Annotated in this window: 23 protein-coding genes; 13 read left to right on the top strand and 10 right to left on the bottom strand. The window is 45.7% G+C overall.

All coding sequences use genetic code 11. The annotated features are described in order from the left end of the window. Positions 1-6: 6 nt before the first annotated feature. The 6 genes from C2755_RS02390 to C2755_RS02415 are packed head-to-tail and all read right to left on the bottom strand — an operon-like array spanning position 7 to position 6200. A complete protein-coding gene (locus C2755_RS02390; RefSeq protein ID WP_215321613.1) occupies positions 7-1053 on the bottom strand; it encodes a bifunctional UDP-4-keto-pentose/UDP-xylose synthase in 1047 nt (348 codons plus the stop codon). Between the two features lie 47 nt (positions 1054-1100). Continuing rightward, entirely contained in the window at positions 1101-1970 is an 870-nt protein-coding gene (locus C2755_RS02395) for a formyltransferase (protein WP_215321614.1), read from the bottom strand. Beyond that, positions 1971-2933 (bottom strand): glycosyltransferase, encoded by a 963-nt coding sequence (locus C2755_RS02400; protein WP_215321615.1) that lies wholly within the window; start codon positions 2931-2933, stop codon positions 1971-1973. It abuts the gene before it with no gap. Positions 2934-2974: 41 nt separating this feature from the next. Then, positions 2975-4129 carry a DegT/DnrJ/EryC1/StrS aminotransferase family protein gene (locus tag C2755_RS02405; protein ID WP_215321616.1) on the bottom strand — a complete coding sequence of 385 codons (1155 nt, stop codon included), beginning with the start codon at positions 4127-4129 and terminating at the stop codon, positions 2975-2977. Positions 4130-4140: 11 nt separating this feature from the next. Beyond that, positions 4141-5823, bottom strand: coding sequence for a glycosyltransferase family 39 protein (locus C2755_RS02410; RefSeq protein ID WP_215321617.1), 1683 nt, complete (start codon positions 5821-5823; stop codon positions 4141-4143). Continuing rightward, on the bottom strand, positions 5823-6200 hold the full coding sequence (locus C2755_RS02415) for an Mth938-like domain-containing protein (protein ID WP_215321618.1): 378 nt from the start codon (positions 6198-6200) through the stop codon (positions 5823-5825). The genes C2755_RS02410 and C2755_RS02415 overlap by 1 nt, the downstream gene beginning before the upstream one ends. A gap of 79 nt (positions 6201-6279) precedes the next feature. Between C2755_RS02415 and C2755_RS02420 the strand changes: the two genes are divergently transcribed. From C2755_RS02420 to oxlT, 7 genes are all read left to right on the top strand, one after another. After that, a complete protein-coding gene (locus tag C2755_RS02420) occupies positions 6280-7536 on the top strand; it encodes a pyridoxal phosphate-dependent aminotransferase (protein WP_215321619.1) in 1257 nt (418 codons plus the stop codon). Further along, complete coding sequence (locus C2755_RS02425) at positions 7533-8843, top strand: homoserine dehydrogenase (protein WP_215321620.1); 1311 nt, start codon at positions 7533-7535, stop codon at positions 8841-8843. The genes C2755_RS02420 and C2755_RS02425 overlap by 4 nt, the downstream gene beginning before the upstream one ends. Before the next feature lie 19 nt (positions 8844-8862). Further along, a complete protein-coding gene (gene thrC / locus C2755_RS02430; protein WP_215321621.1) occupies positions 8863-10305 on the top strand; it encodes a threonine synthase in 1443 nt (480 codons plus the stop codon). Positions 10306-10359: 54 nt separating this feature from the next. Further along, the gene (gene glp / locus C2755_RS02435) at positions 10360-11583 is read left to right on the top strand and encodes a gephyrin-like molybdotransferase Glp (RefSeq protein ID WP_215322261.1); all 1224 of its coding nucleotides are present in this window, start codon (positions 10360-10362) and stop codon (positions 11581-11583) included. A gap of 18 nt (positions 11584-11601) precedes the next feature. Then, positions 11602-11859 (top strand): molybdopterin converting factor subunit 1, encoded by a 258-nt coding sequence (gene moaD, locus C2755_RS02440; protein ID WP_215321622.1) that lies wholly within the window; start codon positions 11602-11604, stop codon positions 11857-11859. A gap of 1 nt (position 11860) precedes the next feature. Beyond that, the gene (moaE, locus tag C2755_RS02445) at positions 11861-12316 is read left to right on the top strand and encodes a molybdopterin synthase catalytic subunit MoaE (RefSeq protein ID WP_215321623.1); all 456 of its coding nucleotides are present in this window, start codon (positions 11861-11863) and stop codon (positions 12314-12316) included. Between the two features lie 183 nt (positions 12317-12499). Continuing rightward, positions 12500-13768 carry an oxalate/formate MFS antiporter gene (gene oxlT, locus C2755_RS02450; RefSeq protein WP_215321624.1) on the top strand — a complete coding sequence of 423 codons (1269 nt, stop codon included), beginning with the start codon at positions 12500-12502 and terminating at the stop codon, positions 13766-13768. 100 nt (positions 13769-13868) lie between these two features. On the opposite strand, the gene ggt is transcribed toward oxlT, so the two are convergent. Next, entirely contained in the window at positions 13869-15467 is a 1599-nt protein-coding gene (gene ggt, locus C2755_RS02455; RefSeq protein WP_215321625.1) for a gamma-glutamyltransferase, read from the bottom strand. A gap of 70 nt (positions 15468-15537) precedes the next feature. Then, positions 15538-15807: a GIY-YIG nuclease family protein gene (locus tag C2755_RS02460; protein WP_215321626.1), complete on the bottom strand. Its 270-nt coding sequence runs from the start codon at positions 15805-15807 to the stop codon at positions 15538-15540. A gap of 93 nt (positions 15808-15900) precedes the next feature. Here C2755_RS02460 and clpB point away from each other — a divergent pair, with 93 nt between their 5' ends. Continuing rightward, positions 15901-18504, top strand: coding sequence for an ATP-dependent chaperone ClpB (gene clpB, locus C2755_RS02465; RefSeq protein ID WP_215321627.1), 2604 nt, complete (start codon positions 15901-15903; stop codon positions 18502-18504). A gap of 62 nt (positions 18505-18566) precedes the next feature. Further along, positions 18567-19787 (top strand): MFS transporter, encoded by a 1221-nt coding sequence (locus tag C2755_RS02470; protein WP_215321628.1) that lies wholly within the window; start codon positions 18567-18569, stop codon positions 19785-19787. Here C2755_RS02470 and C2755_RS02475 read toward each other — a convergent pair. Both C2755_RS02475 and C2755_RS02480 read right to left on the bottom strand, forming a co-directional pair. Further along, positions 19784-20503, bottom strand: coding sequence for a 5-oxoprolinase subunit PxpA (locus C2755_RS02475; RefSeq protein WP_215321629.1), 720 nt, complete (start codon positions 20501-20503; stop codon positions 19784-19786). The genes C2755_RS02470 and C2755_RS02475 overlap by 4 nt on opposite strands. Further along, positions 20503-22245, bottom strand: a complete 1743-nt coding sequence (locus tag C2755_RS02480; protein WP_215321630.1) for a 5-oxoprolinase/urea amidolyase family protein — start codon at positions 22243-22245, stop codon at positions 20503-20505. Before C2755_RS02480 ends, C2755_RS02475 begins: the two co-directional genes overlap by 1 nt. A 107-nt stretch (positions 22246-22352) precedes the next feature. Here C2755_RS02480 and C2755_RS02485 point away from each other — a divergent pair, with 107 nt between their 5' ends. The 4 genes from C2755_RS02485 (at position 22353) to C2755_RS02500 (ending at position 26595) form a co-directional block, all read left to right on the top strand. Further along, a complete protein-coding gene (locus tag C2755_RS02485; RefSeq protein ID WP_215321631.1) occupies positions 22353-23615 on the top strand; it encodes an MFS transporter in 1263 nt (420 codons plus the stop codon). A gap of 10 nt (positions 23616-23625) precedes the next feature. Next, a complete protein-coding gene (locus tag C2755_RS02490) occupies positions 23626-24492 on the top strand; it encodes an amidohydrolase (protein ID WP_251368515.1) in 867 nt (288 codons plus the stop codon). A 260-nt stretch (positions 24493-24752) separates the two neighbouring features. After that, positions 24753-26051 (top strand): isocitrate lyase, encoded by a 1299-nt coding sequence (gene aceA / locus C2755_RS02495; protein ID WP_072583092.1) that lies wholly within the window; start codon positions 24753-24755, stop codon positions 26049-26051. A gap of 103 nt (positions 26052-26154) precedes the next feature. Continuing rightward, positions 26155-26595 carry an HIT family protein gene (locus C2755_RS02500; RefSeq protein ID WP_215321632.1) on the top strand — a complete coding sequence of 147 codons (441 nt, stop codon included), beginning with the start codon at positions 26155-26157 and terminating at the stop codon, positions 26593-26595. The last annotated feature ends 5 nt before the right edge of the window (positions 26596-26600 follow it).

The following is a 26600-nucleotide window of genomic DNA, read 5'->3' on the forward strand; positions in this document are numbered from 1 at the left end:
TTTTGCTTATTCTTTGTCGACTAGGTGACGTGCTTTTTCTACGTCTCCACGATAGGCTTCAAAAATGTTCTTGAGCGCATCAGTCATCGTAGTGGTTGGCTTCCAACCCAATTCGCTCATCGTATTGTCAATTGCTGGAACACGATTTTGAACATCTTGATAGCCTTCACCGTAGTAAGCACCCGAAGTAGTTTCTACAATCTTCACTTCATTCGCATTCTTTGCGTACTCAGGAATGCTGCGAGCAATTTCTAACATTTGATTGGCTAGCTCACGAATAGAGTGATTGTTCTTTGGATTACCGATGTTATAAATCTTGCCATTAGCAATACCATCTTTGTTATCGATAATATGCATCAAAGCATCGATACCATCATCAATATAAGTAAAGGCACGTTTCTGTGCGCCACCATCAACAACGTTGATGGATTCGCCGCGAACGATATGACCTAAGAACTGAGTCACAACGCGGGATGAGCCTTCTTTTGGTGTGTAGATGCTATCTAGACCAGGGCCAATCCAGTTAAATGGGCGGAAGAGAGTAAAGCGCAAGCCTTCCATGCCATAACCCCAGATCACGCGATCCATCAATTGTTTGGAACAAGCGTAGATCCAGCGCGGCTTGTTAATTGGGCCATAAACCATATTCGATTTGGTAGGATCAAATTCACCATCCTCACACATTCCATACACTTCAGAAGTTGATGGGAATACCAAATGCTTTTTGTATTTGACTGCAGAGCGTACGATCGGTAAGTTGGCTTCAAAGTCGAGTTCAAATACTTTGAGTGGTTGTTGTACATAAGTTGCAGGCGTTGCAATCGCCACTAAAGGCAAGATGACGTCGCATTTGCGAATGTGATATTCAACCCATTCTTTATTGATGGTGATGTCACCTTCAAAGAAATGCATGCGTGGATGATTGATTAAATCACCAAGGCGATCGTTTTGCATATCCATGCCGTAGACATCCCAGTCGGTTGTCTCGAGAATGCGCTTGGAAAGGTGGTGACCAATAAAGCCGTTAACACCAAGAATGAGTACTTTTTTCATCTTTACTGCCTCGTTTTAATCTAATTTGCTATTGCTAAATTTTCTACTTATTTGCTTGCTGGGAACCATTCCAAAACTTCAACCGCTTGATGGTCGCCACAAATACCGAATACCCGATTATCAACCACTTGGATGCCGCAAACCCCAAGATTGAGCTTGTCTGGAAATGGCCGATTTAGGCTGGTACGCGCCACAATCATGGCCTTCCCCTCATGATCAGTAAAGGCGCCTGGATAAGGGGGTGCAACAGCCCTAACCAGGTCGTGAACCTGTTTGGCGGTCTGATTCCAATGAATTTGCCCGTCTGCAGGCTTTCGCCCTCCAAAATAGCTCCCTTTTTGGAGCTCATTTGCCTTGCGCGGAACAGTTCCCTTTAAAAGGCCGGGCAAGACTTGATCGATCACGCTGACGGCAGCCTGGCTGACCTTAGCAAATACATCGGTAGCGGTCTCATCTGGGTCGATGCTGACGGCTGCTTGCCCAACAATATCTCCGGCATCGGGTTTTGCGTCCATGAAGTGTAAAGTTGCGCCGGTCTCCGTTTCGCCATGCAGAATTGCCCAATTAACTGGTGCGCGTCCGCGATATTTTGGAAGTAGTGAGCCATGCATATTGAGTGCGGCAATTTTGGCGCAATCCAAAATCTGCTCCGGAATCATGAAGCGATAGTAGAAAGAAAAAATATAGTCAGGAGCTAACGCTTGGAGCTTGGGAACTAAATCTATTAATTCATTAGCGCTTGGAGTAATGTAAGAAATATTTTTTTCTTGGCAAAGTTTTGCAACGCTCCCAAACCAAACATTCTCATTGGGATCATCCTGGTGGGTTACTACGAGATCAACTTGTATGCCAGCATTGAGAAGTGCTTTGAGGCAGTTGACGCCAACATCGTGATAGGCAAAGACGACTGCGTGCAATTATTTTTTCTCTAAAACAGTTTGCACCACATAGCGGGGACGCTTGCGGATTTGCTGATAGATACGGCCAATATATTCACCTAAAAGACCGAGCCCAAAGAGCATTACACCAATCAGGAAGAAGGTTAGGGCGAATAGGGTAAATACCCCCTCAACCTCAGCACCCAGAAGGAAGCGACGCACTAGCAGGTAGACGAACAAGCTACCAGCCGCAAGTGATAGAAGCATGCCGAGTATTGAGAAAATCTGCAATGGCATGACAGAGAAGCCAGTGACTAAGTCAAAGTTCAGGCGAATCAATTGGTACAAACTATATTTGGATTCACCAGCAAAACGCTCTTCATGTTTGACAGTAATTTCAACTGGATTTGCGGAGAAGGTATAAGCCAGCGCCGGAATAAATGTATTGCTTTCATCACATTGGCGGACTAAGTCAACAATGCGACGGCTATATCCACGCAACATACAACCTTGATCAGTCATTGTGATACGTGTAATATTTTCACGTAAACGATTCATAGCGCGTGAAGCAAATTTTCTGAAGAAGCTATCGCGGCGATCGGCGCGAATAGTGCCTACGTAATCATGACCTTTTAATAACTGCTCAGTCAATGCATCAATTTCTTCAGGAGGATTTTGTAGGTCTGCATCCAAAGTAATGATGTGTTCGCCTTTGGCATATTCGAAGCCAGCCATGATGGCCATATGTTGGCCAAAGTTACTGTGAAATAAAACTGCACGAGTTACATCAGGACGTAACTCGACCTGCTTGGAAAGAATGCCAGCAGAACGATCTTTGCTACCGTCGTTAACAAATACAATCTCGTAGGCGATCTTGCGTTTGGTAGCCAGAGCATCCAATGCCGGATAAAGGCGATCAAATAGAGCCTTTAATCCGTCCTCCTCGTTGTAAACGGGAATAACAATGCTTAGTGTTGGGTTGGCAACTAAATTTGCAGTCATGATGCAATTTTGCCTGATTCTTTGGGTTTAACCCAGGAACGCTAGTTTTTGCGGTATTTAAGCAAGATTCCGACTAAACCACTAGCTATACGGCCAATATCTTCATCGGCCATTGCTGGAAATAAAGGGAGGGTCAGAATGGATTTACCAATGCGTTCAGCAATTGGCGTATCTGATGTTTTGTAGCCCTGGTTTTTGTAGAGAGTAAAGCCGGTAATAGCGGGGTAATGAACGCCAGTACCAATGCCTAAATCTTTTAACTCAGTCATCACTTGGGCGCGATCAATATTGAGCTGATCAAGTGGCAAAATAACTTGAAACATATGCCAGTTACTATCAGTGAAATTTTCTACTGGAAGTTCTAATCTCAAGCCTTCCAATCCAGCAGATTTCAGTTTGGCACGAAGCATATCAAAGTATTGGCGCGCGAGTTCGGCACGACGTGTTTGATAAGGGGGAAGTTGCTTGAGCTGTTCAAGGCCGATGGCTGCATTCACATCGGTCAAGTTATCTTTGCCGCCCAATACATCAACATCCATGCCGTCCATGCCTTGACGGGTTAATCCTTGTAGGCGGAATTTCTCAGCCAGCTTTGCTTCGTCGAGATTATTGAGAACAAGGCAACCACCCTCAATAGTGGTGAGATTCTTATTAGCTTGAAAGCTAAAACTCACTAAATCACCAAAGCTACCAATCTTCTTGCCTTGCCACTGTGAGCCAAAGGCCTGAGCCGCATCCTCAATCACGCGAAGTTTGTGTTGTTTGGCTAGCACGTAGAGCTGATTCATATCAACGGGAAGGCCGGCCAAATAGACGGGCATGATCGCGCGCGTCTTAGGTGTAATTGCGGCAGCAACTTTACTCAGATCAATATTGCGTGTAACGGGATCAATGTCCACAAACACCGGTTTTGCGCCAACACCCAAAATCACATTAGAAGTTGCTACCCAAGAAATTGGGGTGGTAATCACCTCATCGCCATCACCAATACCTGCAACTTGCAGAGCGATCTTCATGGTTGCGGTGCCATTGGCAAAGCAGCGCACGGGACGACCACCAAAGTATTGGCTTAAAGCCACCTCAAACTCGGCTAGCTTGGGGCCGGATGTCACCCATCCTGAACGCAATACCTCTGAAACAGCATCAATGGTTTCTTGATTGAAGCTAGGGCGCGTGAAGGGGATGAAGTTTGACATGGTGTCCTATATTACTGCGAGATATCTGGATGCTTGACAATGACTCTGCGTGAATCACGATCGACCTCCTGCATTGGAAAGCCTTGAGCCTTAAGCGCATTAAATTGCTCTGGAACCATGATGGCATAGGCCGTTTGATCTTCTTTCCAGCGATTAACAAAAGTATCTAAAGTCGGCATCCAAAGTTCTGGCTCTTGATTAACCCCAAACTCAAGCTCATCGGGTGATTCAACCATGATCATCGTTCTGCCTAAATAGAAAGGCATGGTGTGATCCAAAAGACGCACTGAATAGAAGTTCACTTTTTCTGGAATAGAGGCTTTGACTCGCTCTACTAGGTCGATACCGGAAACTGCGCGACCCAGTGTCTCGTGACCTGTTCCCGCGATGATGGCGCACAGAAAAAATCCATAAGCAAAACTCACAATACTTTGAGTGCCATTACGTTTGCTTTGCCATGCTGCATAAGCGCTAAAGCTGACAAGTGCCACTAATGCAGTAATCACCCAATAGGTATATTGCGCATAAGCTTCAATTTCATCTGGCCTTGCTTGTTTGCCAATAGCATCTAAAAAGAAGAATCCAATGCATCCAAGAATTGCAAAAGCTAGTGTCTGCAATTTCCATAGAAATGCCATGGTGTTGGTGTGACCAAGTAAGCGATCTAAACGATTGCCAATAATTAAAGCGAGCGCTGGGAAAACGGGAATGATGTAGCCGGGTAATTTGGAGTGAGATACGCTAAAAAATGCAAAGATCACTGCAAACCAGCAGACTAACAACCAACCTGCTGAGAACTCGCGACGGCGCCCGCTCCATGCCTGTGCAATAGCCCCCGGGACTTGCAGAATCCAGGGGAGTAAGCCAATCAGGAGTAGCGGTACAAAATAATAAATAGGGCCTGTTCTACTGTGAGCATCTTGTGTAAAGCGTTGTAGATGTTCGTGAATAAAGAAGAACTCTAGGAACTCGGGATTGCGTTGGGCCACTAGTGCGAACCAAGGCGCAGTAATTGCTAAGAACAATATGCTGCCGCTAAGTAAACGTAAACGAGTCCAGATTTTCCAGTCCCACGTAGTTATGGAGTAAGCAATAAAAACCATTGCAGGTATCGCTGCACCAATAACTCCTTTAGATAGTGTTGCTAGTGCCATAAAAATCCAGCAAGCCCACATCCAGTTGCGACAGTAATTTTTGTTATGGGAAGTTTGTGCAAGTAAGAGGCTACAGAGAGCTGCCACTAAAAATGAGGATAAGCCCATGTCGAGCGAGTTGAAGTGACCACTGATAATCCAGATTGGGCTCGATGCTAATACAACGGCAGCCAACCATCCTGCTCTCGCGTTGAAGATGCGTGCACCAGTAAAGCCGACTAAAAGAATAGTTAGGAAACCCGTTAGCGCTGTCCAAAGGCGCGCTTGCCAATCACCAATACCAAATACTTGAAAAGCGGCGGCAGTTGCCCAGGCCTGGAGAGGGGGCTTTTCAAAATACTTGTAACCGTTGTAACGAGGGGTTATCCAGTCACCGGTAACCAGCATTTCTCGGGCTATTTCTGCATAGCGGCCTTCGTCGGATGGGATGAGATGGCGGTAATTGAGGGTGCCAAACCAGAGTAGGGCATAAATGATGACCAACAGCAAAATCTTGCCTGGATGCAGGGCTGAAGACTGCCGAATTTGGCCAAATTGCATTAAATAGGCTCCACAATCAGGGCTAGTAAGACTTGACGACCCTCGCCGACTAGGATGTTGTAGGTGCGGCAGGCAGCCTGGGAATCCATGATTTCAAAGCCAATTTTGGCCTCAATCAAGGATTTAAGAAGTTCTGGCTTAGGAAAGCGCTGGCGGCTACCGGTTCCGATGAGGATTAATTCTGGTTTTAAATCAACCATTTGCGCGAAATGACTGGCTTCTAAACTATCAAATGTTTGCGCAGACCAGTTAGAGATGGCGCCGTCCGAGCTGAGTAGGACTGCATGGTCATAAGAGATCTTATTGATCTCTACGTAGCCATCGCCATAGCCAGTGATCGTATTCGCTCCGGAATGGGGGTCAGATTGAAGCTTCAAGTGGACTCTCTGTCATAATTATGTGGATTATAGCTAGCTGTTTTTTCTCATATTTCAAGAACTTACCCTTAAATTTATTGTGAAACCGATCCTAAAGTCCCAAAAGCTCAATAACGTCTGTTACGACATACGTGGGCCGGTGCTTGAGCTTGCTCAGCGCATGGAGGAAGAGGGCCACAAAATCATCAAATTAAACATCGGAAACGTAGGGGTTTTCGGTTTTGATCCGCCTGAAGAGATTCAGTTGGACATGATTCGCAATTTAAGCAATGCCTCAGCTTATTCTGATTCCAAGGGAATCTTTGCTGCTCGCAAAGCCATCATGCAGTATTGCCAAGAAAAAGGTATTCAAGGCGTGACCTTGGATGATGTATATACCGGTAATGGCGTATCCGAGCTCATTGTTCTGTCGATGAACGCACTTTTAAATGATGGCGATGAGGTTTTAGTCCCAACTCCAGATTATCCGCTTTGGACTGCTGCAGTTAGTTTATCGAGCGGTACACCGGTGCACTATCTTTGTGATGAATCCAAAGAGTGGGCGCCAGACTTAAACGATCTCCGTAAAAAAATTACACCGCGTACCAAAGCAATTGTGGTGATCAATCCAAACAATCCTACTGGTGCAATTTATTCCAAAGAAGTTCTGCTGGAGTTAACGCAAATTGCTCGTGAGCATGGTTTGATTTTGTTTGCGGATGAGATTTACGACAAGATGTTGTACGACGGCGAGAAGCATCTCTCATTAGCTTCTTTGTCTACAGATGTAGTCATTATTACCTTCAATGGCCTTTCTAAAAATTACCGCTCCTGCGGCTACCGCGCTGGTTGGATGGTGGTTTCAGGTGATAAAGAAATGGTCCGAGACTATATCGAAGGTCTCAATATGCTGGCCTCAATGCGCTTGTGTGCGAACGTGCCAGGCCAGTATGCGATTCAAACTGCATTGGGCGGTTACCAAAGCATTAATGATTTAGTTAGTGAGGGTGGTCGCCTTGCGAAGCAACGTGATCTTGCATGGAAACTCATAACTGATATTCCAGGTGTGACTTGCGTGAAACCAAAATCCGCTTTGTATTTATTTCCAAAGCTAGATCCTGAGGTTTATCCAATTGAAGATGATCAGCAATTTGTAGCTGATCTTTTGAAAGAGGAAAAAGTATTGTTAGTGCAGGGCTCTGGTTTCAACTGGGGCAAACCTGATCACTTCCGTGTAGTGTTCTTGCCTCACGAAGATGTGCTCAAGGAAGCTATTAGCCGCCTTGCCCGTTTTCTGGAGCGTTATCGTAATAAGCACAGCCGTAAGGCTTCTTCAACTGCAGCAAAGGCATCATGAAACCGATTCAAGTAGGTCTGTTAGGTATTGGCACTGTTGGTGGTGGCGTATTCACCGTTCTCGAGCGTAACCAAGACGAAATTACACGTCGTGCTGGACGCGGCATTCGCATTAATACAGTTGCTGATTTAAATGTAGAGCGTGCCAAAGCATTGGTTAAAGACCGCGCACAAGTGGTGAGTGATGCCCGTACCGTAATCAATAACCCAGAGATCGATATCGTTGTTGAGCTTATTGGTGGTTATGGCATTGCTAAAGACTTGGTTCTTGAGGCTATCGCTGCCGGTAAGCATGTGGTTACAGCCAATAAAGCATTGATCGCTGTTCACGGTAACGAGATCTTTAAGGCGGCACATGCTAAAGGCGTGATGGTTGCCTTTGAAGCTGCTGTTGCAGGTGGTATTCCGATTATTAAGGCCTTGCGTGAAGGCTTAACGGCTAACCGCATCGAATGGATTGCCGGCATCATTAATGGCACTACGAACTTCATCCTGTCAGAGATGCGTGACAAAGGTTTGGATTTCGCAACTGTACTTGAAGAAGCGCAGCGTTTAGGTTACGCAGAGGCGGATCCGACTTTCGATATCGAAGGTGTTGATGCTGCTCATAAAGCGACCATCATGAGTGCGATTGCATTTGGTATTCCAATGCAGTTTGAAAAAGCACACATTGAAGGCATCACTAAATTAGATGCAATTGATATTAGGTATGCGGAGCAATTGGGCTATCGCATTAAGTTGCTTGGTATTGCCAAGAAAACGACAACTGGTGTTGAGTTGCGTGTCCACCCCACACTCATTCCTTCCAAACGTTTGATTGCTAACGTTGAAGGTGCTATGAATGCCGTTCAGGTATTTGGCGATGCCGTTGGAACAACTTTGTATTACGGTAAGGGCGCAGGCTCTGAGCCAACCGCTTCCGCAGTGATTGCTGACTTAGTGGATATCACTCGTTTGCTAAGTGCTGACGCCGAACATCGCGTGCCGTATCTGGCCTTCCAGCCAGATGCTGTGCATGACACACCAGTGCTCCCTATTGGTGAGATCACGACTAGTTACTATCTGCGCTTGCGTGTAGCTGATCAGGCTGGTGTATTGGCTGACATCACGAAGATTTTGGCATCGCATGGTGTTTCCATTGATGCGCTCTTGCAAAAAGAAGCTAATGAGGGTGAAAGTCAAACTGATTTGGTAGCTTTAACTCACGAGACTAAAGAAAAGAACATGCTTGCCGCGATCAAAGAGATTCAAAATCTCAAGACAGTTGCTGGCGAAGTTGTGAAGATCCGTTTAGAAAATCTGTCTTAAGTAAAACTCAGCAAAATATATGCGTTACCAATCTACTCGTGGCAATAGCCCACAACAATCCTTCTTAGAAATTTTGTTGGGTGGATTGGCGCCTGATGGCGGCTTGTATTTGCCTACTCAGTACCCACAAGTTACTGTAGCGCAGCTAGATGCTTGGCGCGGCTTGTCATACGCCGACCTTGCTTATGAAGTATTGAGCCTATATTGCGACGATATTCCTGAGACAGATTTACGGGCAATCTTGCGTAAAACGTATACAGAGCAGGTTTACTGTAATGGTCGCGCTCAAGACAATGCCAAAGACATTACGCCTTTGCATTGGTTGGGGGAAGAGCAGGGAACACGTATCGGTCTATTGAGTCTTTCAAATGGCCCAACCTTGGCTTTCAAAGATATGGCCATGCAATTGCTTGGCAATCTTTTTGAGTACGCTCTCAAGAAGAAAGGTCAGCAGCTCAATATTTTGGGCGCTACATCTGGTGATACGGGTAGCGCAGCTGAATATGCGATGCGCGGTAAAGAGGGTGTGAAGGTGTTTATGCTTTCTCCCCGCGGCAAGATGAGTGCGTTTCAATCTGCACAGATGTATTCCTTACAAGATCCCAATATTTTTAACTTAGCAGTAGCTGGTGTCTTCGATGACTGCCAGGATATCGTTAAGGCGGTGAGCAACGATCACGCTTTTAAAGCGAAGAACCAAATTGGCACCGTGAACTCCATCAATTGGGGTCGTGTAGTGGCTCAGGTGGTGTACTACTTTCAAGGCTATCTACTGGCCACTAAGTCCAGCTCTGAAAAAGTCTCATTTACCGTACCATCCGGTAACTTCGGCAATGTCTGCGCTGGTCATATCGCCCGCATGATGGGTTTGCCTATCGAGCATCTCATCGTTGCTACCAATGAAAACAATGTATTGGATGAATTCTTTTCCACAGGCGTCTATCGTGCACGTAAGTCTGCTGAGACGTTGCATACTTCCAGTCCTTCGATGGATATCTCTAAGGCCAGCAACTTCGAGCGCTTTGTTTTTGACTTCATGGGTCAAGATGGTAAAGCAACTGCAACCATGTTCAAGCAAGTGGATGAGGCGGGTGGTTTCGATATCTCAAAAGAGACAGTCTTTAAAGATCTGGGTAAATACGGTTTCCAATCTGGCCGTAGCACTCACGAGAATCGTTTAGAAACAATTCGTGATATTGATCAACGCTATGGCGTCATGATTGATACCCATACCGCTGATGGCGTGAAAGTGGCTCGTGAGCATTTGCAAGCCGGAATCCCGATGATCGTCCTTGAGACGGCGCTCCCCATTAAGTTTGAGGAAACAATTGAAATTGCTTTGGGTCGTCCAGCAGAATGTCCGCCAGCATTTAAAGACATTAAATCTAAGCCACAGCGCGTAGAAAATATCGATGCCGACGTGAATCAAGTTAAAGCATTTATTACTACACATCTAAGTTAATTCTTAACTTAGAAAATTTAAGCAATAAATAATCACTCTATGACAAAGCCACCGATGTTGACTGCTCAGCAGGCTTTAGATCACTTACTTTCTCATTCTCAAACTGTTGGTGAGAGTGAGAACGTTGCTATGCAGGCCGCTTTAGGCCGGGTGCTTGCTGAAAACGTCAGCAGCCTTGTTGATGTCCCCCCACTCGATAACACTGCGATGGATGGATATGCGGTTCGCTCTGCTGATATTGTTACTTCAGGAAAATCACTCAAGATTGCGCAACGTATTCCGGCTGGATCGATGGGAACCCCATTAGAGTCCGGCACTGCCGCTAGAATTTTCACAGGAGCCCCTGTGCCTCCTGGTGCGGATGCAGTCGTGATGCAAGAGGATTGCACACTAGAGGGTGAAAGCGGTCAAGTGACTATCAATACTCCTCCAACAGCAGGTCAGTGGATTCGTCGTAGAGGCGAAGATCTAACTGCTGGCAAAACTGCTCTTACTGCAGGTACTTTCTTGCGCCCACAAGAGTTGGGCGTAGCTGCTTCAGCGGGCTTGACTCACTTAAGTGTTAAACGCCGCGTCAAGGTCGCCGCCTTTTTTACTGGCGATGAATTAGCTCTTCCTGGCGAGCCATTAAAACCAGGCGGCATTTATAACTCCAATCGCGACACTTTATTGGCCTGCCTTAAATCTTTGGGTTGTGATGCCACTGATTTGGGTATCGTCCCAGATCGCTTAGATGCAACCCGTGCAGCATTGCGTAAAGCCAGCAAGGACCATGATTTAATTATTACCTCTGGTGGTGTCTCAGTTGGCGAAGAAGATCACATCAAGCCAGCAGTTACTGCTGAAGGAAGATTGGATCTGTGGCAGATCGCGATTAAGCCAGGTAAGCCATTAGCGTTTGGTGCGGTCCGAAAATCAGACGAACCTAAGGATGGTGAGGCTTGGTTTATTGGTTTGCCAGGTAATCCGGTATCTAGTTTTGTAACTTTCCTATTGTTTGTACGTCCTTTTATTCTGAAGTTGCAGGGTCGTGAAGCTAGTCTTCCTCAGTCGTATTTAATGCGCGCAGATTTTGATTGGTTGAAAGCCGATCGACGCAATGAGTTCCTGCGTGTCAAATTGAATAGCAATGGCGGCTTAGATTTATTTCCTAATCAAAGTTCTGGCGTGCTCACTAGCGTCTCTTGGGGTGATGGTCTGGTTGATTGCGCGCCAAATCAGCCAATTAAAGCTGGCGATTTGGTGAAGTACATCCCATTTGATGCACTGCTCAAGTAATCGGTTTACGATTAGCTCATGAAACTCGAATTACGATTCTTTGCCTCACTACGTGAATCGCTTGGCATCTCGCAAGAGAGTATCACCATCCCGGCGACAGTAAAAACCATTGCCGATCTCAGAGCGCACCTCATTGAACGTGGTAATCCATGGTCTGAAGTCTTAGCAAATGGCAAAGTCTTGCGTTGTGCCTTGAACCAGCACATGGTTGATGCAAATGCAGCATTGCAAGATGGTGCTGAAGTAGCTTTCTTTCCTCCGGTAACCGGGGGCTGAAATGCCAATCAAAATTCAAAAAAGCGATTTTGATGTCAGTGCAGAAATATTGGCATTACGTAAAGGTGATCTGCGAGTAGGTGCGGTAGTTTCCTTCTTGGGCACCGTGCGAGATATGAATGACGGTAGCCAGGTAAGAGGTATGACGCTTGAGCATTACCCCGGCATGACTGAAAAAGCACTCCAAGAAATTCTTGATCAAGCTAAATCACGCTGGGATATATATCAGACATTAGTGATTCATCGTGTTGGACCTTTACTGCCCGAAGATCAAATCGTATTAGTGGCGGTTACTAGCGCACACAGAGGCGAAGCATTTGCTGCCTGTGAGTTCATCATGGACTACCTCAAGACTGCTGCCCCCTTCTGGAAAAAAGAAGATACCCCTGAAGGTTCTCGCTGGGTTGATGCCCGCGTCACCGATGAGGCTGCAATGGCTCGTTGGAAGCAGAGCTAATTCCATTTTCCTTGCCCGATTAGGCCCTTATTCAAAGGTTTTATTGGTGCACCAAGCTGCATCAAAATAAACGTTTCTGCACCATCCAGGGGAATTCCTTAGTAATTACCCGCAAATTTAGATCAAAATGCATTAACAAAAGTTTTTTAGAAATTTTGATTAAACAAAGCTCAGGAGATTTACATGACAACAGCAGCATTGAGTACGGAAAGTACTAGTAGCAACCCCCTAAAGTCGAAATGGGTGCAACTGGCTTTAGGCGTCATTTGTATGATGTCCATATCCAGCCCTCAATATGTTTGGGCTTTATTTACTAAGCCAATCATGGGTCAGCTCGGTGTTACTTTGACAGAGTTGCAAATTACATTTTCGATCTTGATTGTTTTACAGACTTTTTTCTCGCCGTTTCAGGGTTACTTAGTTGATAAGTTTGGCCCTCGCCTTTTGTTATCCATAGGTACTATTCTGACCGGTGCAAGCTGGGTTCTTTCGGCTAACCTGACTACCGTATCTCATCTTTACCTCACCTATGGTGTGTTAGGTGGCTTGGGTACCGGTATTGTTTACATCGGCGTTGTTGGCTTAATGGTTCGTTGGTTCCCAAATAATCGTGGCTTTGCAGTAGGCATGGTTGCTGCTGGCTATGGTATCGGTGCATTGCTGACGACCTTCCCAATCTCCACTAGCTTGACTGAGACGGGGATTCAGGGCACGTTGACGTTCTTTGGCTACATCATTGGTGCCGTTGGACTATTGGCTGCTCAAGGCATTCGCGTTCCTCACGCTGATCGCGTACAAACAGCCGATCAAATAGAGGCCGCTGCAACAGGAGTTGCTCCAAAGACAATGTTAAAGACACCAGTATTTTGGTTGATGTTTTTGATGATGTCCATGATGTCTACATCAGGTTTGATGGTGATCTCTCAGATGGGCGCATTTGCAAAAGACTTTGGCGTTACATCGGCCATGGTTTTTGGTATGGCTGCCTTGCCTTTAGCCTTAACAATCGATCGCGTTACCAATGGTTTAACCCGGCCAATATTTGGTTGGGTATCTGATCGTATCGGACGTGAATACACCATGACGATTGCTTTTGGTTTAGAAGCAGTTGCTATGTTTGCATGGGTAATGACACGCTCAGATCCTGTCATGTTCGTATTGCTCTCAGGTATCGTGTTCTTTGGTTGGGGTGAGATTTTCTCTTTATTCCCATCTACTTTGACTGATACGTTTGGCCAAAAGCATGCCACTACAAACTATGGTTTCTTGTACATGGCTCAAGGCGTTGGTTCTATTATCGGCGCCCCAGTTGCAGCCTATATTCATGGCGTGACTGAAAGCTGGTTGCCAGTATTTGGCATCATGATCGTATTGGATGCTACTGCGGCTATCCTGGCATTTTTCGTACTACGTCCAATGCGTGCTAAGTATATGAAGACGCGTTCTGCATGAGTGCCAACTTAGTGGCAATTTGAAATTCGAAGTTAGAAAAAAGGCTACCAACTTGGTAGCCTTTTTTAATGTCGTCTAATTGTTACTGCATTGAGAGGTATTAGAAAGCGCTCACAGCTCCATCGCTTCTAGGGTCCCATCCCCCTTTCAATATTCCAGACGGATCACGAATAATGCAACCCGCATGACCAACGGTTTCATCAAAGGCGTCTAGCATTTCAATTTCATGGCCTAAAGCATGAAGTTCTTTCGCGACTTCTGGACCAAAGCGTGATTCTAGTTTTAAGCTATCACTCGTTTGTCCCCAGGTGCGACCAAGCAGCCAGCGTGGGCGACTAATTGCATCCTGTGGATCAAGGCCATAAGTTGCTGTACGAGTAAATACTGCGCACTGGGTTTGTGGCTGACCATCTCCACCCATCGTTCCATAAACCATTGAGCGACCATCTTTAAATAAAGCCATCGCTGGGTTAAGAGTATGAAAAGGCTTGCGATACGGCTCAAGGTGATTGAGTGTATTTGGGTCAAGAGAAAAGCTGCAACCGCGGTTTTGCCAGTTGACACCTGAGGTAGGAAGCACAATGCCTGCGCCAAACTCATGATAGATACTTTGAATGAAGGAAACGCAATTGCCGTCGCCATCAATCACGCCCATCCAAATAGTATCTGCAGGACCTTTACCCTGACCCCAAGGGAGCGCTTTTTCTGGATCAATATTCTTGGCTAACTTTTTCAGGAATGCAGGTGATAAGAAAGATTGCGCATTCTTTGTCATATAGGCAGGATCAGTTACAAATTGATCGCGTACTTTAAATGCTTGTTTGGTAGCCTCAACACAATGATGAACATACTCAGCGCTATCAACCTTAAAGCGTTTTAAGTTCAATTGGTCCAAGATGCCAATAATCATCAATGAGACAACACCTTGTGTAGGTGGAGTCATGTTGTAGACATTGCCCATGCTATGTTTGAGCTCAAGAGGGTCTATGAGTTTTGCCTTATGACGGTGTAGGTCGTCTAATCGTAGTGGACTTCCTAACTCAGCGAGTTCTTTTGCTAGTGATTGAGCTAGTTCGCCACGGTAATAATCATCCGTACCTTTTTCGGCAATCTGACGCAACGTTTTGGCAAGACGCTCTTGCTTAAAGATGCTGCCAACCACAGGTGCTTTGCCATTCACTAAAAAAGTCTCTGCGAAGCCTGGAATTGGGCTCAGTTCTTGACGCTTCTTTTCTGTGAGGCTTGATTGGCTGAAAGTAACTGGTGTGCCAGCTTCTGCATAATGAATCGCATCAGCCAATAGGCGTGAAAGTGGTAGTTTGCCGCCTAACCCTTGTTTGGAAAGCTGGTGCGCTGCGCCCCAGCCAGAGATAGTTCCAGCAACGGTATTAGCCGCTACTGCACCACGAAATGGAATGGCTTTAGCAATGCCGCGCTCTGCGTACCATTGCTTTGTCGCTAAACCAGCAGCTGCACCACAGGCATCAATTCCACCCATGGCCTTTCCAGGAGAATGAACCACCCAGAATGAGTCGCCGCCTATGGAGTTCATATGAGGGTAGACCACTGCAATAGTTGCTGCAGCGGCAACCATTGCCTCTAAGGCATTGCCACCTTCTCGTAAAACAGCTAAAGCAGATTCTGATGCTAGAGAATGTGGCGCTACCGCCATTCCTCTGGTTCCCCATTTTGGTTGCATGATTGTTTTCCGGTTAGATAATTGGTTTTGTTGTGGCTATATTGTATTGCTGGCTTATAGATTGCTCTGGCTAACTGTGCCCAGTTTTGGTGGTGATCTCAGTCTGAAAAAAGGCCAGCTTTTCAGACCTCGGTAGACGCTTTAAGCGGAGCTCTGCTTTTGAGGCTTCAGAACGGTCAGGGTGCTTTTGTGTTGCTAAGAGGACAACTGGTCCGCGCGATCTTGTATAGCGAGCGCCTTGCCCTGAGTTATGTGCCTCTAAGCGATGTTCTAAGCGGTTGGTAATGCCAGCATAGTAGGTGCCATCTGAGCATTCGAGGAGGTAAACAAGCCAGGTCAAAATAGGTCAAATTTGGATTAAAAAAGGCTGTAAAACCCTTGAAATTAGTAACATTGCCCTTATATTCTATAGATAGATATATGGAGTGCAAAAATGAGAATAGACAAATTAACAACCAAGTTTCAGGAGGCCTTAAGTGAGGCCCAAAGTATCGCTTTAGCCAAAGATAACCAATATATTGAGCCTGCCCACGTGTTGCTGGCCATGTTGCGTGATTCCGATGGTGGCGCCAAGAGTTTATTGACTCGAGCAGGGGTCAATGTCCCTGGACTTGAAAAAGGCGTAGAGAAAATCATCAGCAATCTCCCCGAAGTGCAGGGTACCAGCGGAGAAGTGCAAGTCGGTCGTGATTTAAGTAATTGGCTTAACCTATGTGAAAAAGAGGCCAATAAGCGCAATGATCAATTTATTGCTGGCGAATTGTTCTTGCTAGTGGTGGCTGATGACAAGGGTGAGCTCGGTAAAGTGGCTCGTGAAAATGGATTAAATCGTAAATCGTTAGAAGCGGCTATTGATTTAGTGCGCGGAGGAGAATCAGTGAATAGTGCAGATGCTGAAGGCCAACGTGAAGCCTTAAAGAAATACACAGTGGATTTAACTGAGCGTGCTCGTATGGGTAAGCTCGATCCAGTCATTGGGCGTGACGATGAGATTCGTCGCACCATTCAAATTTTGCAACGTCGCGGTAAGAACAATCCTGTACTCATTGGTGAGCCTGGCGTGGGTAAGACTGCTATCGTTGAAGGCTTGGCGCAGCGCATCGTCAATGGCGAAGTTCCTGAGACTTTGAAAAATAAGCGTGTCTTGGTCTTGGATATGGCCTTGTTATTGGCTGGTGCCAAATACCGAGGTGAATTTGAGGAGCGCCTGAAGGCTGTTCTTAGCGATGTCGCTAAAGATGAAGGTCAAACCATCATCTTTATCGATGAGATTCACACGATGGTTGGTGCAGGCAAGGGGGAGGGCGCGATGGATGCCGGCAATATGCTCAAACCCGCATTAGCTCGTGGTGAATTACATTGCATTGGTGCAACTACCTTAGACGAATATCGTAAGTACATCGAAAAAGATCCAGCGTTGGAACGTCGTTTCCAAAAAGTGATGGTGGAGGAGCCTACCGTAGAGGCAACTATTGCCATCTTGCGAGGCCTTAAAGAGCGCTATGAACTACATCATGGCATCGAAATTACTGATCCAGCGATTGTTGCGGCTGCTGAGTTATCGCATCGCTACATTACGGATCGTTTCTTGCCAGATAAGGCGATCGACCTGATTGACGAAGCGGGTTCGCGTATTCGGATGGAGATTGATTCTAAGCCTGAAGTGATGGATAGGCTGGAGCGTCGTCTGATTCAATTAAAGATTGAGCGCGAAGCGGTTAAGAAGGAGAAGGACGATGCTTCGCAAAAACGCCTAGGTCTCATTGAGGATGAAATTAAACGTCTGGGTGCTGAGTATGCTGATTTAGAAGAGGTTTGGAAAGCAGAGAAGGGCGCTGTATTAGGCGCAGCTCAGCTGAAAGAGGAAATTGAAAAAGTAAGGGTAGATATTGCAAAGTTACAACGCGATGGCAAGTTAGAGAAGGTTGCTGAATTGCAATATGGCAAGCTCCCCGAACTCGAAGCAAAACTGAAGTCTGCCGCAGCTGCCGAAGCTAAGGGTGACAAAGATGGCGTATTGAAAAACAAGTTACTTCGCACTCAAGTTGGCGCAGAAGAAATTGCTGAAGTGGTTTCTCGTGCGACAGGTATTCCAGTTTCGAAGATGATGCAGGGTGAGCGCGATAAGTTACTCAAGATGGAAGAGCTATTGCATAAGCGTGTAGTTGGTCAAGAAGAGGCCATTCGAGCAGTATCGGATGCTATTCGTCGTTCCCGTGCTGGCTTGGCTGAAGAGAATCGTCCTTATGGATCCTTCTTATTCCTTGGGCCTACCGGTGTTGGTAAGACTGAGCTCTGCAAAGCTCTGGCGGGCTTCTTGTTTGATAGCGAAGATCACCTCATTCGTATTGATATGAGTGAGTTTATGGAGAAGCATAGTGTGGCCCGTTTAATTGGCGCGCCTCCAGGTTATGTTGGTTACGAAGAGGGTGGTTATTTAACCGAGCAAGTTCGCCGTCATCCATATAGCGTGATCTTGTTTGATGAAATTGAGAAGGCTCACCCAGATGTATTTAATGTGCTCTTGCAGGTATTGGATGATGGTCGTCTAACTGATGGTCAAGGTCGTACCGTAGACTTTAAAAACACTGTCATCGTAATGACTAGTAATATTGGATCACATTTGATTCAGTCGATGGTTGATAAGAAGCAAGCAGAGATTAAAGAGGCGGTATTCGAAGAACTAAAGAATCATTTCCGTCCTGAGTTCTTAAATCGTATTGACGAAATCGTAGTGTTCCATGGTTTGGATAAAGGCAATATCGCCAATATTGCGAAGATCTTGCTGAAGAACTTGTCAGATCGTTTGGCAAAAGTGGATATGCAACTTGAGGTCAGTGATGCCGCCTTGAATAAGATTGCTGAGGTGGGCTTTGATCCAGTCTTTGGAGCAAGGCCTCTGAAGCGGGCGATTCAGCAGCATATTGAGAACCCAGTCTCCAAGATGATTTTGGAAGGTAAGTTCGGACCCATGGATGTGGTACCTGTCGATGTAGATAAATCAGGTGAGTTTAGCTTTAGCCGTCAGGTTCATTAAGTAGTCCTAAGTAGCAAATACGTAGTTCAGCAGGAATATTCCTGCGCCAGTACACTCGGTACATGACTGTTGCGCTTAGTAGGCGTGCCAGTGATGTCCGGGTTATTGGTCTCATTAGCCTAGCTCACGGCAGCTCTCATTTCTTTCATTTAATTCTACCTCCCATGTTCCCATGGTTGAGGGATGCTTTTGCATTGAGCTATGCCGAACTCGGTTTACTCATGTCAGTCTTTTTTGTGGTTTCATGTGTAGCTCAAGCAGGCTCAGGATTTTTAGTTGATCGCATTGGGGCGAGGCCAGTTTTATTTTGTGGCGTTGGATTATTAGTCCTTGCGGCATTGATTTACTCCCAAAGCAATGGGTATGCCATGCTCTTATTAGGGGCTGTTATTGCTGGATGCGGCAACGGTATTTTTCATCCAGTCGATTACACATTGATTAATCACAAAGTATCTCCGCCAAATCTACCTTACGCCTACTCTATGCATGGTGTGACTGGATATCTGGGATGGGCTGCCGCGCCCGCCTTTATGGTGGGCATTGCGCAACTTGCAGATTGGCGTGTTGCGTTTATGTTGGCAGGAGTTCTTGAGGCTTTGATTCTATTGGTCCTCTGGCTTAATAAAAGCCAGCTGATTGACAATGTCAAGGAGCGACATGCGAGTGCTCAGGCTGCAAACTTCGGTAGCGCTCATGAGAGTCCTTTTGCATTCTTAAAGTTGCCGGCAGTATGGTTATGTTGGGCATTCTTTTTCTTTAGTATGGCATCTACTTCCAGCTTGCAATCCTTTGCTCCAAGTGCGCTATTTGGTATTTATGAGATTCCAATCAATATCGGTAGTTATTACATTACCCTTTTGGCGCTAGGTAGCGCTGGAGGGGTTTTATTTGGTGGCTATTTGGCTGCTAAGTTACGGGCTCCGGAAAGAATAGTCTCTACCTGTTTGTCTATTACGGTAGTGATGTGCTTGCTGCTGGCGACTGGAATCATGTCAACTGACTTGATACCTATTATTTTCTTTGCACTAGGTTTTGGTTATGGAGTGGTTGCGCCTTCACGAGATTTATTGGTTAAAAAGGCAACCCCACAAGGCGTAGCTGGACGGGTTTATGGAATCGTGTATTCGGGAATTGATTTGGGCGCCGCAGTTGGTCCATTCATTTTCGGTTTTTTCATGGATGCTGGATTGCCGAAGGCGCTATTTCTTGGAATCGTCGTATTCCAGCTCATGATTATTCCAACCGTCTTTACAGTAACCTCAAAGAGCCGGCAGGCAGCTTAAGATAAAGCTGCTTTAATCCTTTTTGCAAATTCAACCGCATGCGGATTATCGCCATGAATGCATAAGGTGTCGGTCTGAATTTCGATTTCATTACCATCAATCGCGATGACCTTACCATTTTTTGACATGCTAATCACTTGATTAAGGGCTTCTGTTTCATCTTCAATTACCGCACCCGCTTGAGTGCGCGGGACCAGAAAGCCTTCTTTGGTGTATTTGCGATCCGCGAATACCTCTTGCCATGCCGGAACATTTAGCTCTTTGGCGGCATCGATCAGGCAGCTTCCCGCAAGGCCGTACAAAATAACTTCGGATCCCAAATCTTTTACAGCCTGTGCGATACCTCGTGCGAGTTTGATGTCTTTAGCTGCCTGGTTATATAGGGCTCCATGCGGTTTGACATGATGTAGCTTCTTTCCGATTGCATTCACAAAAGCTTTTAATGCGCCAGCTTGGTAAAGAACGTAGTTGTAGGCATCCTCTTCGGATACAGCCATCTCACGTCGCCCAAACCCTTCTAGATCTGGAAGGCCTGGATGTGCGCCAATATGAACCCCTTTTTTGCTTGCCATTTCAACCAACTTTTTCATACGTGCTGGATCGCCAGCGTGCCACCCACAGGCAATGTTGGTCGATGTAATGTAGTCAAGCAATAATGCATCGTTGCCCATTTCCCAGGCGCCAAAGCCTTCGCCCATATCGCTATTAATATCCATTACGAATTTCCACTGGTTTGAATAATTGTTTGAATTGAGTTGATTGTTGATTCTTGTAACTTTAACGCTTCCGCATTTAAACGGTCTGCCTCTTCAATATCTATCGGAATGAATCGTATTTTTGAGCCCGGTTTAACTTGTGCCAATTTAATGAGGTCGGAATAAATGACTTCGGCTAAGCGCGGGTATCCGCCAGTAGTTTGATGCTCTGCAAGCATCACAATAGGCTCATGTGAGGGCGGGTATTGTACAGTTCCAAACGTAATTGCTTGTGATGGAATATTGGGTAAATTCTTTTTGACCTTGAACTCACCTTGTAGACGGAGACCCATGCGATTGCTTTGGTTGCTCACGGTCCAAACGGTCGACCAAAATAACTCTCGCTCTTTAATGGATAAAAAGGATAGGTGAGGACCTGCCAAGCAATGGATTGGTGTGATTTTTTCCAGGGGTGTGAAGGGTGACTTGATGTGCCATTTTGCAAAAGATGGCAATGCATCTTTTTTAAGGAGTGATTTTAAGAAAGGTGAGTGCAAAGGTAATTGAGGATTGATGAGCGATAAGATCCCCCCCTTTTCAAGTCGTTTTGGTCCAATATCAGCGCTGATATGTGAGCCTGAGGAGCCTAAGATTTTAGGTAATTGCAGCCCGCCACCAATGGCTAATAGCGCTCGAAATCCGGGATTAAGCGGCGAAAATTTGAGCACGCTGCCTTTTGCTAACCATACGGGTCGATTGCCTGGGATGCGTTGATCATCAACAATGCCGTCACAGTGTGCGCCAACCCAGGCTACACAAGTTGCTTGATGAAAGAGAAGGCTTGGACCGCTGGAAGTCATCTCTATAGCGGCCATGTCCATTGAGTTGCCTACTAAAGCATTCGCTAGATGAAGAGATGATAAGTCGCAGGCTCCGCCAGGACCAACCGCCCAATGAGAAAGGCCGGATCTTGGCTCATCTTGAATAGTACTAAAGGTTCCAGACTGTAATACTTCAATAGATGCTTTGTTATTAACCTTATCTAATGCGTGAATAATTTCTTGGTGAGCGTTCTTTTGATCTTGTTTGTAAAACTCATCCAATGTAATTTCTTCAATCTGCATTTGATCTCCAGCCATAAATAATCCTGGTGGTTGATTTTGGATGTCAAACATTTGATTGGGTGAGCGACCAATAAGATTCCATCCGCCTGGCGTGGTTCGAGGGTAAATTGCAGTTTGTAATTCTGCAATCGCAACGCTACCTTTAGGGACTGCTGGCCGAGGAGAGGATAGGCGAGGTAGGCGCAACTTAGGGTCAAGGCCACTAAAGTATGCAAACCCAGGCATAAAGCCCAGAATATCTGCCGTATAAAGATTTTTCTTGTGAAGATGAATTGTCTCTTCAATAGACAATTGGCAGGCCTTAGCAATGGCGTGTAGATCTAGTGCGACATCCGGGTGATAACAAACTTGAATCCGATGAATCTTAGCCGGATAAGTTGAGCGCTTCTTTTGTTTTGCTAACTGATGCTGAATTTTCTCTAGTTCTGCAAATGCTTGTTGACGCGTTAGATTTGGTCCTTCATGCGTATATTGCAATTGGATGACCAGCGAATCTAGGCCAGGAACGATTTCAGCGGCCCATAAGGGTTTGTTGGCCAACAGTAGCTTGCTTAGCTCATGAATATCTTTTAAGGCATCTGATGATTTAGAGAAATCAATCAATATGCTGTGGTCGCCAATTAGTGTGCAATGCATCATGATGGAGTGTTAGGGGTTTTCTCTAGTATGTGCTTTAGCAGGAATAATTGGGTTATAAAGATATTACTCATTCATTAATTTAAAGCCTAAAAAATAAAGGAGACAAAATGAGTCAACAACCGGATACCAGTCTGACTGGTTTTTATAAGGTCATGAGCCCCAAAGAAAAGAAAACTTTTTGGGGTTGTTTCTTAGGCTGGGCATTAGACGGCATGGACTTCATGATTTACCCCTTGGTGATTGGAACCATTATTGCAGTATGGCAGGTCGATCGGGGCATGGCTGGTCTTGCGGTAACGGGTACTTTATTGGCTTCTGCATTTGGTGGATGGTTTGCAGGTTATTTAGCTGATCGTATCGGTCGCGTACGCACGCTTCAGTTCACGATTCTTTGGTTCTCTAGCTTCAGTTTGATTTGTGCATTCACACAAGACTTTAATCAGCTCATGATTGCTCGCGCACTCTTGGGTTTTGGTTTCGGGGGTGAGTGGGCTGCTGGTGCTGTATTGATGGGTGAAACGATTCGCGCTGAATATCGTGGCCGCGCTGTAGGTAGTGTGCAATCCGCTTGGGCGGTAGGTTGGGGTGCTGCTGTGCTTCTGCAGGCCATTATGTTTAGCTTGCTCCCTGCTGATATGGCATGGCGCGCAATGTTTGTTGTGGGCTTTTTCCCAGCATTACTCCTGCTCTACATCCGTCGTAATGTAGAGGAGCCTGAGATTGCGAAGATTGCTCGTGAAAAAGTTGCGGCAGCTGGTGACTCACCATCAATCTTTGAAATTTTCAAACCGGGCATCTTGAAAACTACCATCTTGGCTTCTTTGTTGACCATGGGTGCGCAAGGCGGTTATTACGCAATTACAACTTGGGTGCCAACCTTCCTAAAGGCTGAGCGTAAATTAACAGTCGTTGGCTCTACCGGTTACTTGGCATTCCTGATTGTTGGCAGCTTTGTTGGTTACCTGGTTGGCGCTTGGATGGCTGACCGCTTTGGCCGTCGGAAACTCTTTATGACTTTCTCGCTGGGCGCAATTGTTTTAGTCTTGGCATACACCCAGTTAGAAATTACGAATGAGATGATGATGTGGCTTGGCTTCCCCCTCGGTTTTTTTGCTAGCGGTTATTTCTCGGGCATGGGCGCATTCTTGACTGAACTCTTCCCAACTCGTTTGCGTGGATCCGGTCAGGGCTTTTGCTATAACTTTGGCCGCGGTATTGGTGCTTTATTCCCTGCTTTGGTTGGTTATTTCTCAGCTCAATATGGATTGGCTATGGCGATTGCGATCTTTGCTGTGATTGCTTATGGTGTTTTCTTTATAGCTGCAGTAATTCTTCCTGAAACCAAGGGGCGCGAATTGAAGGCTAACTAACGGCTTATCTGTGTCACAAAAAGAAATTCCGTTTTGCCCAGGACCGCCCGATCATCAGGGTGGTCCTTTTCCTTTTCAGATGCCTATTGGCGCAGTGGATACACATGCGCATGTCATTAGTGCGGCCAGTTTTGTGCCTGATCGTTCCTACACTTCTCCAGAGGCAACCGAGGAGCAATACATTCGAATGCTTGATGAGGTTGGCATGACCTACGGCGTACTGATTCAGGTTAGCGTGAATGGCCAAGATAATGAGCCAATGCTAAAGGCGTTAAGAAATCATCCGCAACGCTTGCGTGGGGTTGCTGTGCCGCTACTTGGTCAAGTAGATTCTTATTATCAAAAGATGAGGGATGCTGGTGTAGTTGGCATTCGCATGAACCTTATGTTCTCTGGAGGCGGCTTAGATATTTCGAAGCTTGAGGAGTGTGATGCTCTAGCAAGGGATTGGGGTTGGCATATTCAATTTTTGTTAGATGCAAATGATCTTCCAGCGCTGATGCCGCGCATGCAGAACTTAAAGTCTACCCTTGTGGTTGATCATATGGGCTACTTAAAAACTTCTGTTGGTCTGGATTCGCCTGGCTTTAAAGCGCTTGTTGATTTAGTACGAGAGCGGGCATGGGTGAAAGTGTCCGGCGCCTATCGTTTAACTGATCAAGCGCCTCCTTATGAAGATGTGGTTCCTTATGCGCAAGTATTAATTGATGCCGCACCTGAACGATGTGTATGGGGCTCTGATTGGCCGCATGTTGCTAATTGGGGTGTTATGCCATCGGTAGCGCAGCTACTTGAAAGTCTTGCCTCATATGCGCCTGATGAAGGACTGCGTAATCGAATTCTTTGCGCCAATCCACAGAAGTTATATTTTTCATAATATGAAATCTTATTACGCTGCGTAAAATGCGGTGCAACAAGCAGCTATTCGTTTCATCCCAACCAGTGAATGAGCATTCCACATTGTAAAAATATATATATAAGTTATTGAATTTAAATAACTAAATATTTTGAAAAATATCTTAAATTTCCCTTGCGTGCCTTTTTGAACTGTCTAAACTCTTATATAAGACATAAGACTGAACTCAGTCTTAAGAGTCCTCAAATTTAGAAGTACTTGTTTAACTTAGGGAGAAAAACATGGCAGATCGCAAAGCAGAAATCGCAGCACTACAAAAGGACTGGGATACCAATCCACGCTGGAAAGGTATTACTCGTGGCTATACGGCTGAGGACGTAGTCCGTCTTCGCGGTTCATTGAAAATTGAGCACACTTTAGCTAAGCATGGCGCTGAGCGTCTTTGGGAATTGGTAAACAATGAAGCTTACGTTAACTGTTTAGGTGCTTTGACTGGTGGCCAAGCAATGCAACAAGTTAAAGCTGGCGTACAAGCTATTTACTTGTCAGGTTGGCAAGTTGCTGCTGACGGTAACTCTTACGCAGCAATGTACCCTGACCAATCTTTATATCCAGTAGATTCAGTTCCTAAAATGGTTGAGCGTATCAATAACTCATTTCAGCGTGCTGATGAAATCCAAACGGCTAAAGGTATCAACAAAGGTGATGCAGGTTACATTGAGTATTTCGCTCCAATCGTTGCCGATGCTGAAGCTGGTTTCGGTGGTGTATTGAATGCATTTGAATTAAGTAAAGCATTGATCAAGCAAGGCGCTGCTGGCGTTCACTTTGAAGACCAATTGTCTTCTGTCAAAAAGTGTGGTCACTTAGGTGGCAAAGTATTGTTGCCTACTGCCGAGTCAGTCCAGAAGTTGATCTCTGCCCGTTTGGCTGCTGACGTAATGGGTGTTTCTACTATCATCTTGGCCCGTACTGATGCTGAAGCTGCTGACTTGTTGACATCTGACTATGATGCAAACGATAAGCCATTCTTGACAGGCGAGCGCACGCCTGAAGGTTTCTACAAAACACGTAAAGGTTTAGACCAAGCTATTTCTCGTGGTTTGGCATACGCTGCATACGCTGACATGGTTTGGTGTGAAACTGGTACACCTGACCTGGAATTTGCTCGTCAGTTTGCTGAAGCAATTCGTGCGAAGTTCCCAGGCAAGATGTTGGCTTACAACTGCTCACCATCTTTCAACTGGAAGAAAAACTTGGACGACGCTACCATTGCTAAATTCCAACGTGAATTAGGCGCAATGGGTTACAAGTACCAGTTCATCACATTGGCCGGTATCCACTCTATGTGGTACAACATGTTCGATTTGGCTCAGGACTACATGCAGCGCGGTATGACTGCATACATCGAGAAAGTACAAGAGCCAGAATTTGCTGCTCGTGACCGTGGATACACATTCGTTTCACATCAGCAAGAGGTTGGTACTGGTTACTTTGATGATGTAACGACTGTTATCCAAGGTGGTAAGTCTTCTGTAACGGCATTGACTGGTTCTACCGAAGAAGAGCAGTTCCATTAAGAATCCCTAAGTAGCACGTTGTAAGCAGTAGCACCATACTGCCGCGGCACCTAAATGACCCCACAAGGGTGACTTAGGTGCCGTTTTCGTTTACATTCTTTCTATGACTAATTGCGTACTCTGTAAAGACGAACTCAAGCCTGAAGAGGGGCAGCTCATTTGGCGCGGCGATGACTGCCGGGTCATTCTAGTGAACGACCCTGAGCTACCTGGTTTCTGCAGGGTGATCTGGAATCGCCACGTAAGCGAAATGACGGAGCTGACCCATGGTGAGCGCGATCATCTAATGACTTTAGTATTTGCCGTTGAAGAAGCAATCCGTCATGTGATGCATCCAGATAAGGTCAATATTGCCGCCTTAGGCAATATGGTTCCGCATATTCATTGGCACATCATTCCTAGATTTAAGGACGACGCATTCTTCCCTGGATCAGCTTGGTCCAAAAAAACGCAAGAAACAAAAGAAGCTGTATTAGAGGTCAGAAGAAAACAGGCTCAAGAATTGCCAGCCATAATTAAGGCTGCCATTGCAAATTTGTCCTAGGGATT

Source organism: Polynucleobacter sp. MWH-S4W17 (assembly GCF_018687535.1).
Taxonomy (GTDB): Bacteria; Pseudomonadota; Gammaproteobacteria; order Burkholderiales; family Burkholderiaceae; genus Polynucleobacter.

Excerpts from the sequence above, each read along its gene's own strand:
- C2755_RS02485 (WP_215321631.1), top strand. The coding sequence starts at position 22,353 with ATGAGTCAACAACCGGATACCAGTCTGACTGGTTTTTATAAGGTCATG.
- C2755_RS02475 (WP_215321629.1), bottom strand. The coding sequence starts at position 20,503 with ATGGATATTAATAGCGATATGGGCGAAGGCTTTGGCGCCTGGGAAATG.
- moaE (WP_215321623.1), top strand. The coding sequence starts at position 11,861 with ATGCCAATCAAAATTCAAAAAAGCGATTTTGATGTCAGTGCAGAAATA.
- C2755_RS02480 (WP_215321630.1), bottom strand. The coding sequence starts at position 22,245 with ATGATGCATTGCACACTAATTGGCGACCACAGCATATTGATTGATTTC.
- C2755_RS02400 (WP_215321615.1), bottom strand. The coding sequence starts at position 2,933 with ATGACTGCAAATTTAGTTGCCAACCCAACACTAAGCATTGTTATTCCC.
- C2755_RS02390 (WP_215321613.1), bottom strand. The coding sequence starts at position 1,053 with ATGAAAAAAGTACTCATTCTTGGTGTTAACGGCTTTATTGGTCACCAC.
- moaD (WP_215321622.1), top strand. The coding sequence starts at position 11,602 with ATGAAACTCGAATTACGATTCTTTGCCTCACTACGTGAATCGCTTGGC.
- C2755_RS02405 (WP_215321616.1), bottom strand. The coding sequence starts at position 4,129 with ATGTCAAACTTCATCCCCTTCACGCGCCCTAGCTTCAATCAAGAAACC.
- thrC (WP_215321621.1), top strand. The coding sequence starts at position 8,863 with ATGCGTTACCAATCTACTCGTGGCAATAGCCCACAACAATCCTTCTTA.
- C2755_RS02410 (WP_215321617.1), bottom strand. The coding sequence starts at position 5,823 with ATGCAATTTGGCCAAATTCGGCAGTCTTCAGCCCTGCATCCAGGCAAG.
- glp (WP_215322261.1), top strand. The coding sequence starts at position 10,360 with ATGTTGACTGCTCAGCAGGCTTTAGATCACTTACTTTCTCATTCTCAA.
- ggt (WP_215321625.1), bottom strand. The coding sequence starts at position 15,467 with ATGCAACCAAAATGGGGAACCAGAGGAATGGCGGTAGCGCCACATTCT.
- C2755_RS02425 (WP_215321620.1), top strand. The coding sequence starts at position 7,533 with ATGAAACCGATTCAAGTAGGTCTGTTAGGTATTGGCACTGTTGGTGGT.
- C2755_RS02500 (WP_215321632.1), top strand. The coding sequence starts at position 26,155 with ATGACTAATTGCGTACTCTGTAAAGACGAACTCAAGCCTGAAGAGGGG.
- aceA (WP_072583092.1), top strand. The coding sequence starts at position 24,753 with ATGGCAGATCGCAAAGCAGAAATCGCAGCACTACAAAAGGACTGGGAT.
- clpB (WP_215321627.1), top strand. The coding sequence starts at position 15,901 with ATGAGAATAGACAAATTAACAACCAAGTTTCAGGAGGCCTTAAGTGAG.
- oxlT (WP_215321624.1), top strand. The coding sequence starts at position 12,500 with ATGACAACAGCAGCATTGAGTACGGAAAGTACTAGTAGCAACCCCCTA.
- C2755_RS02470 (WP_215321628.1), top strand. The coding sequence starts at position 18,567 with ATGACTGTTGCGCTTAGTAGGCGTGCCAGTGATGTCCGGGTTATTGGT.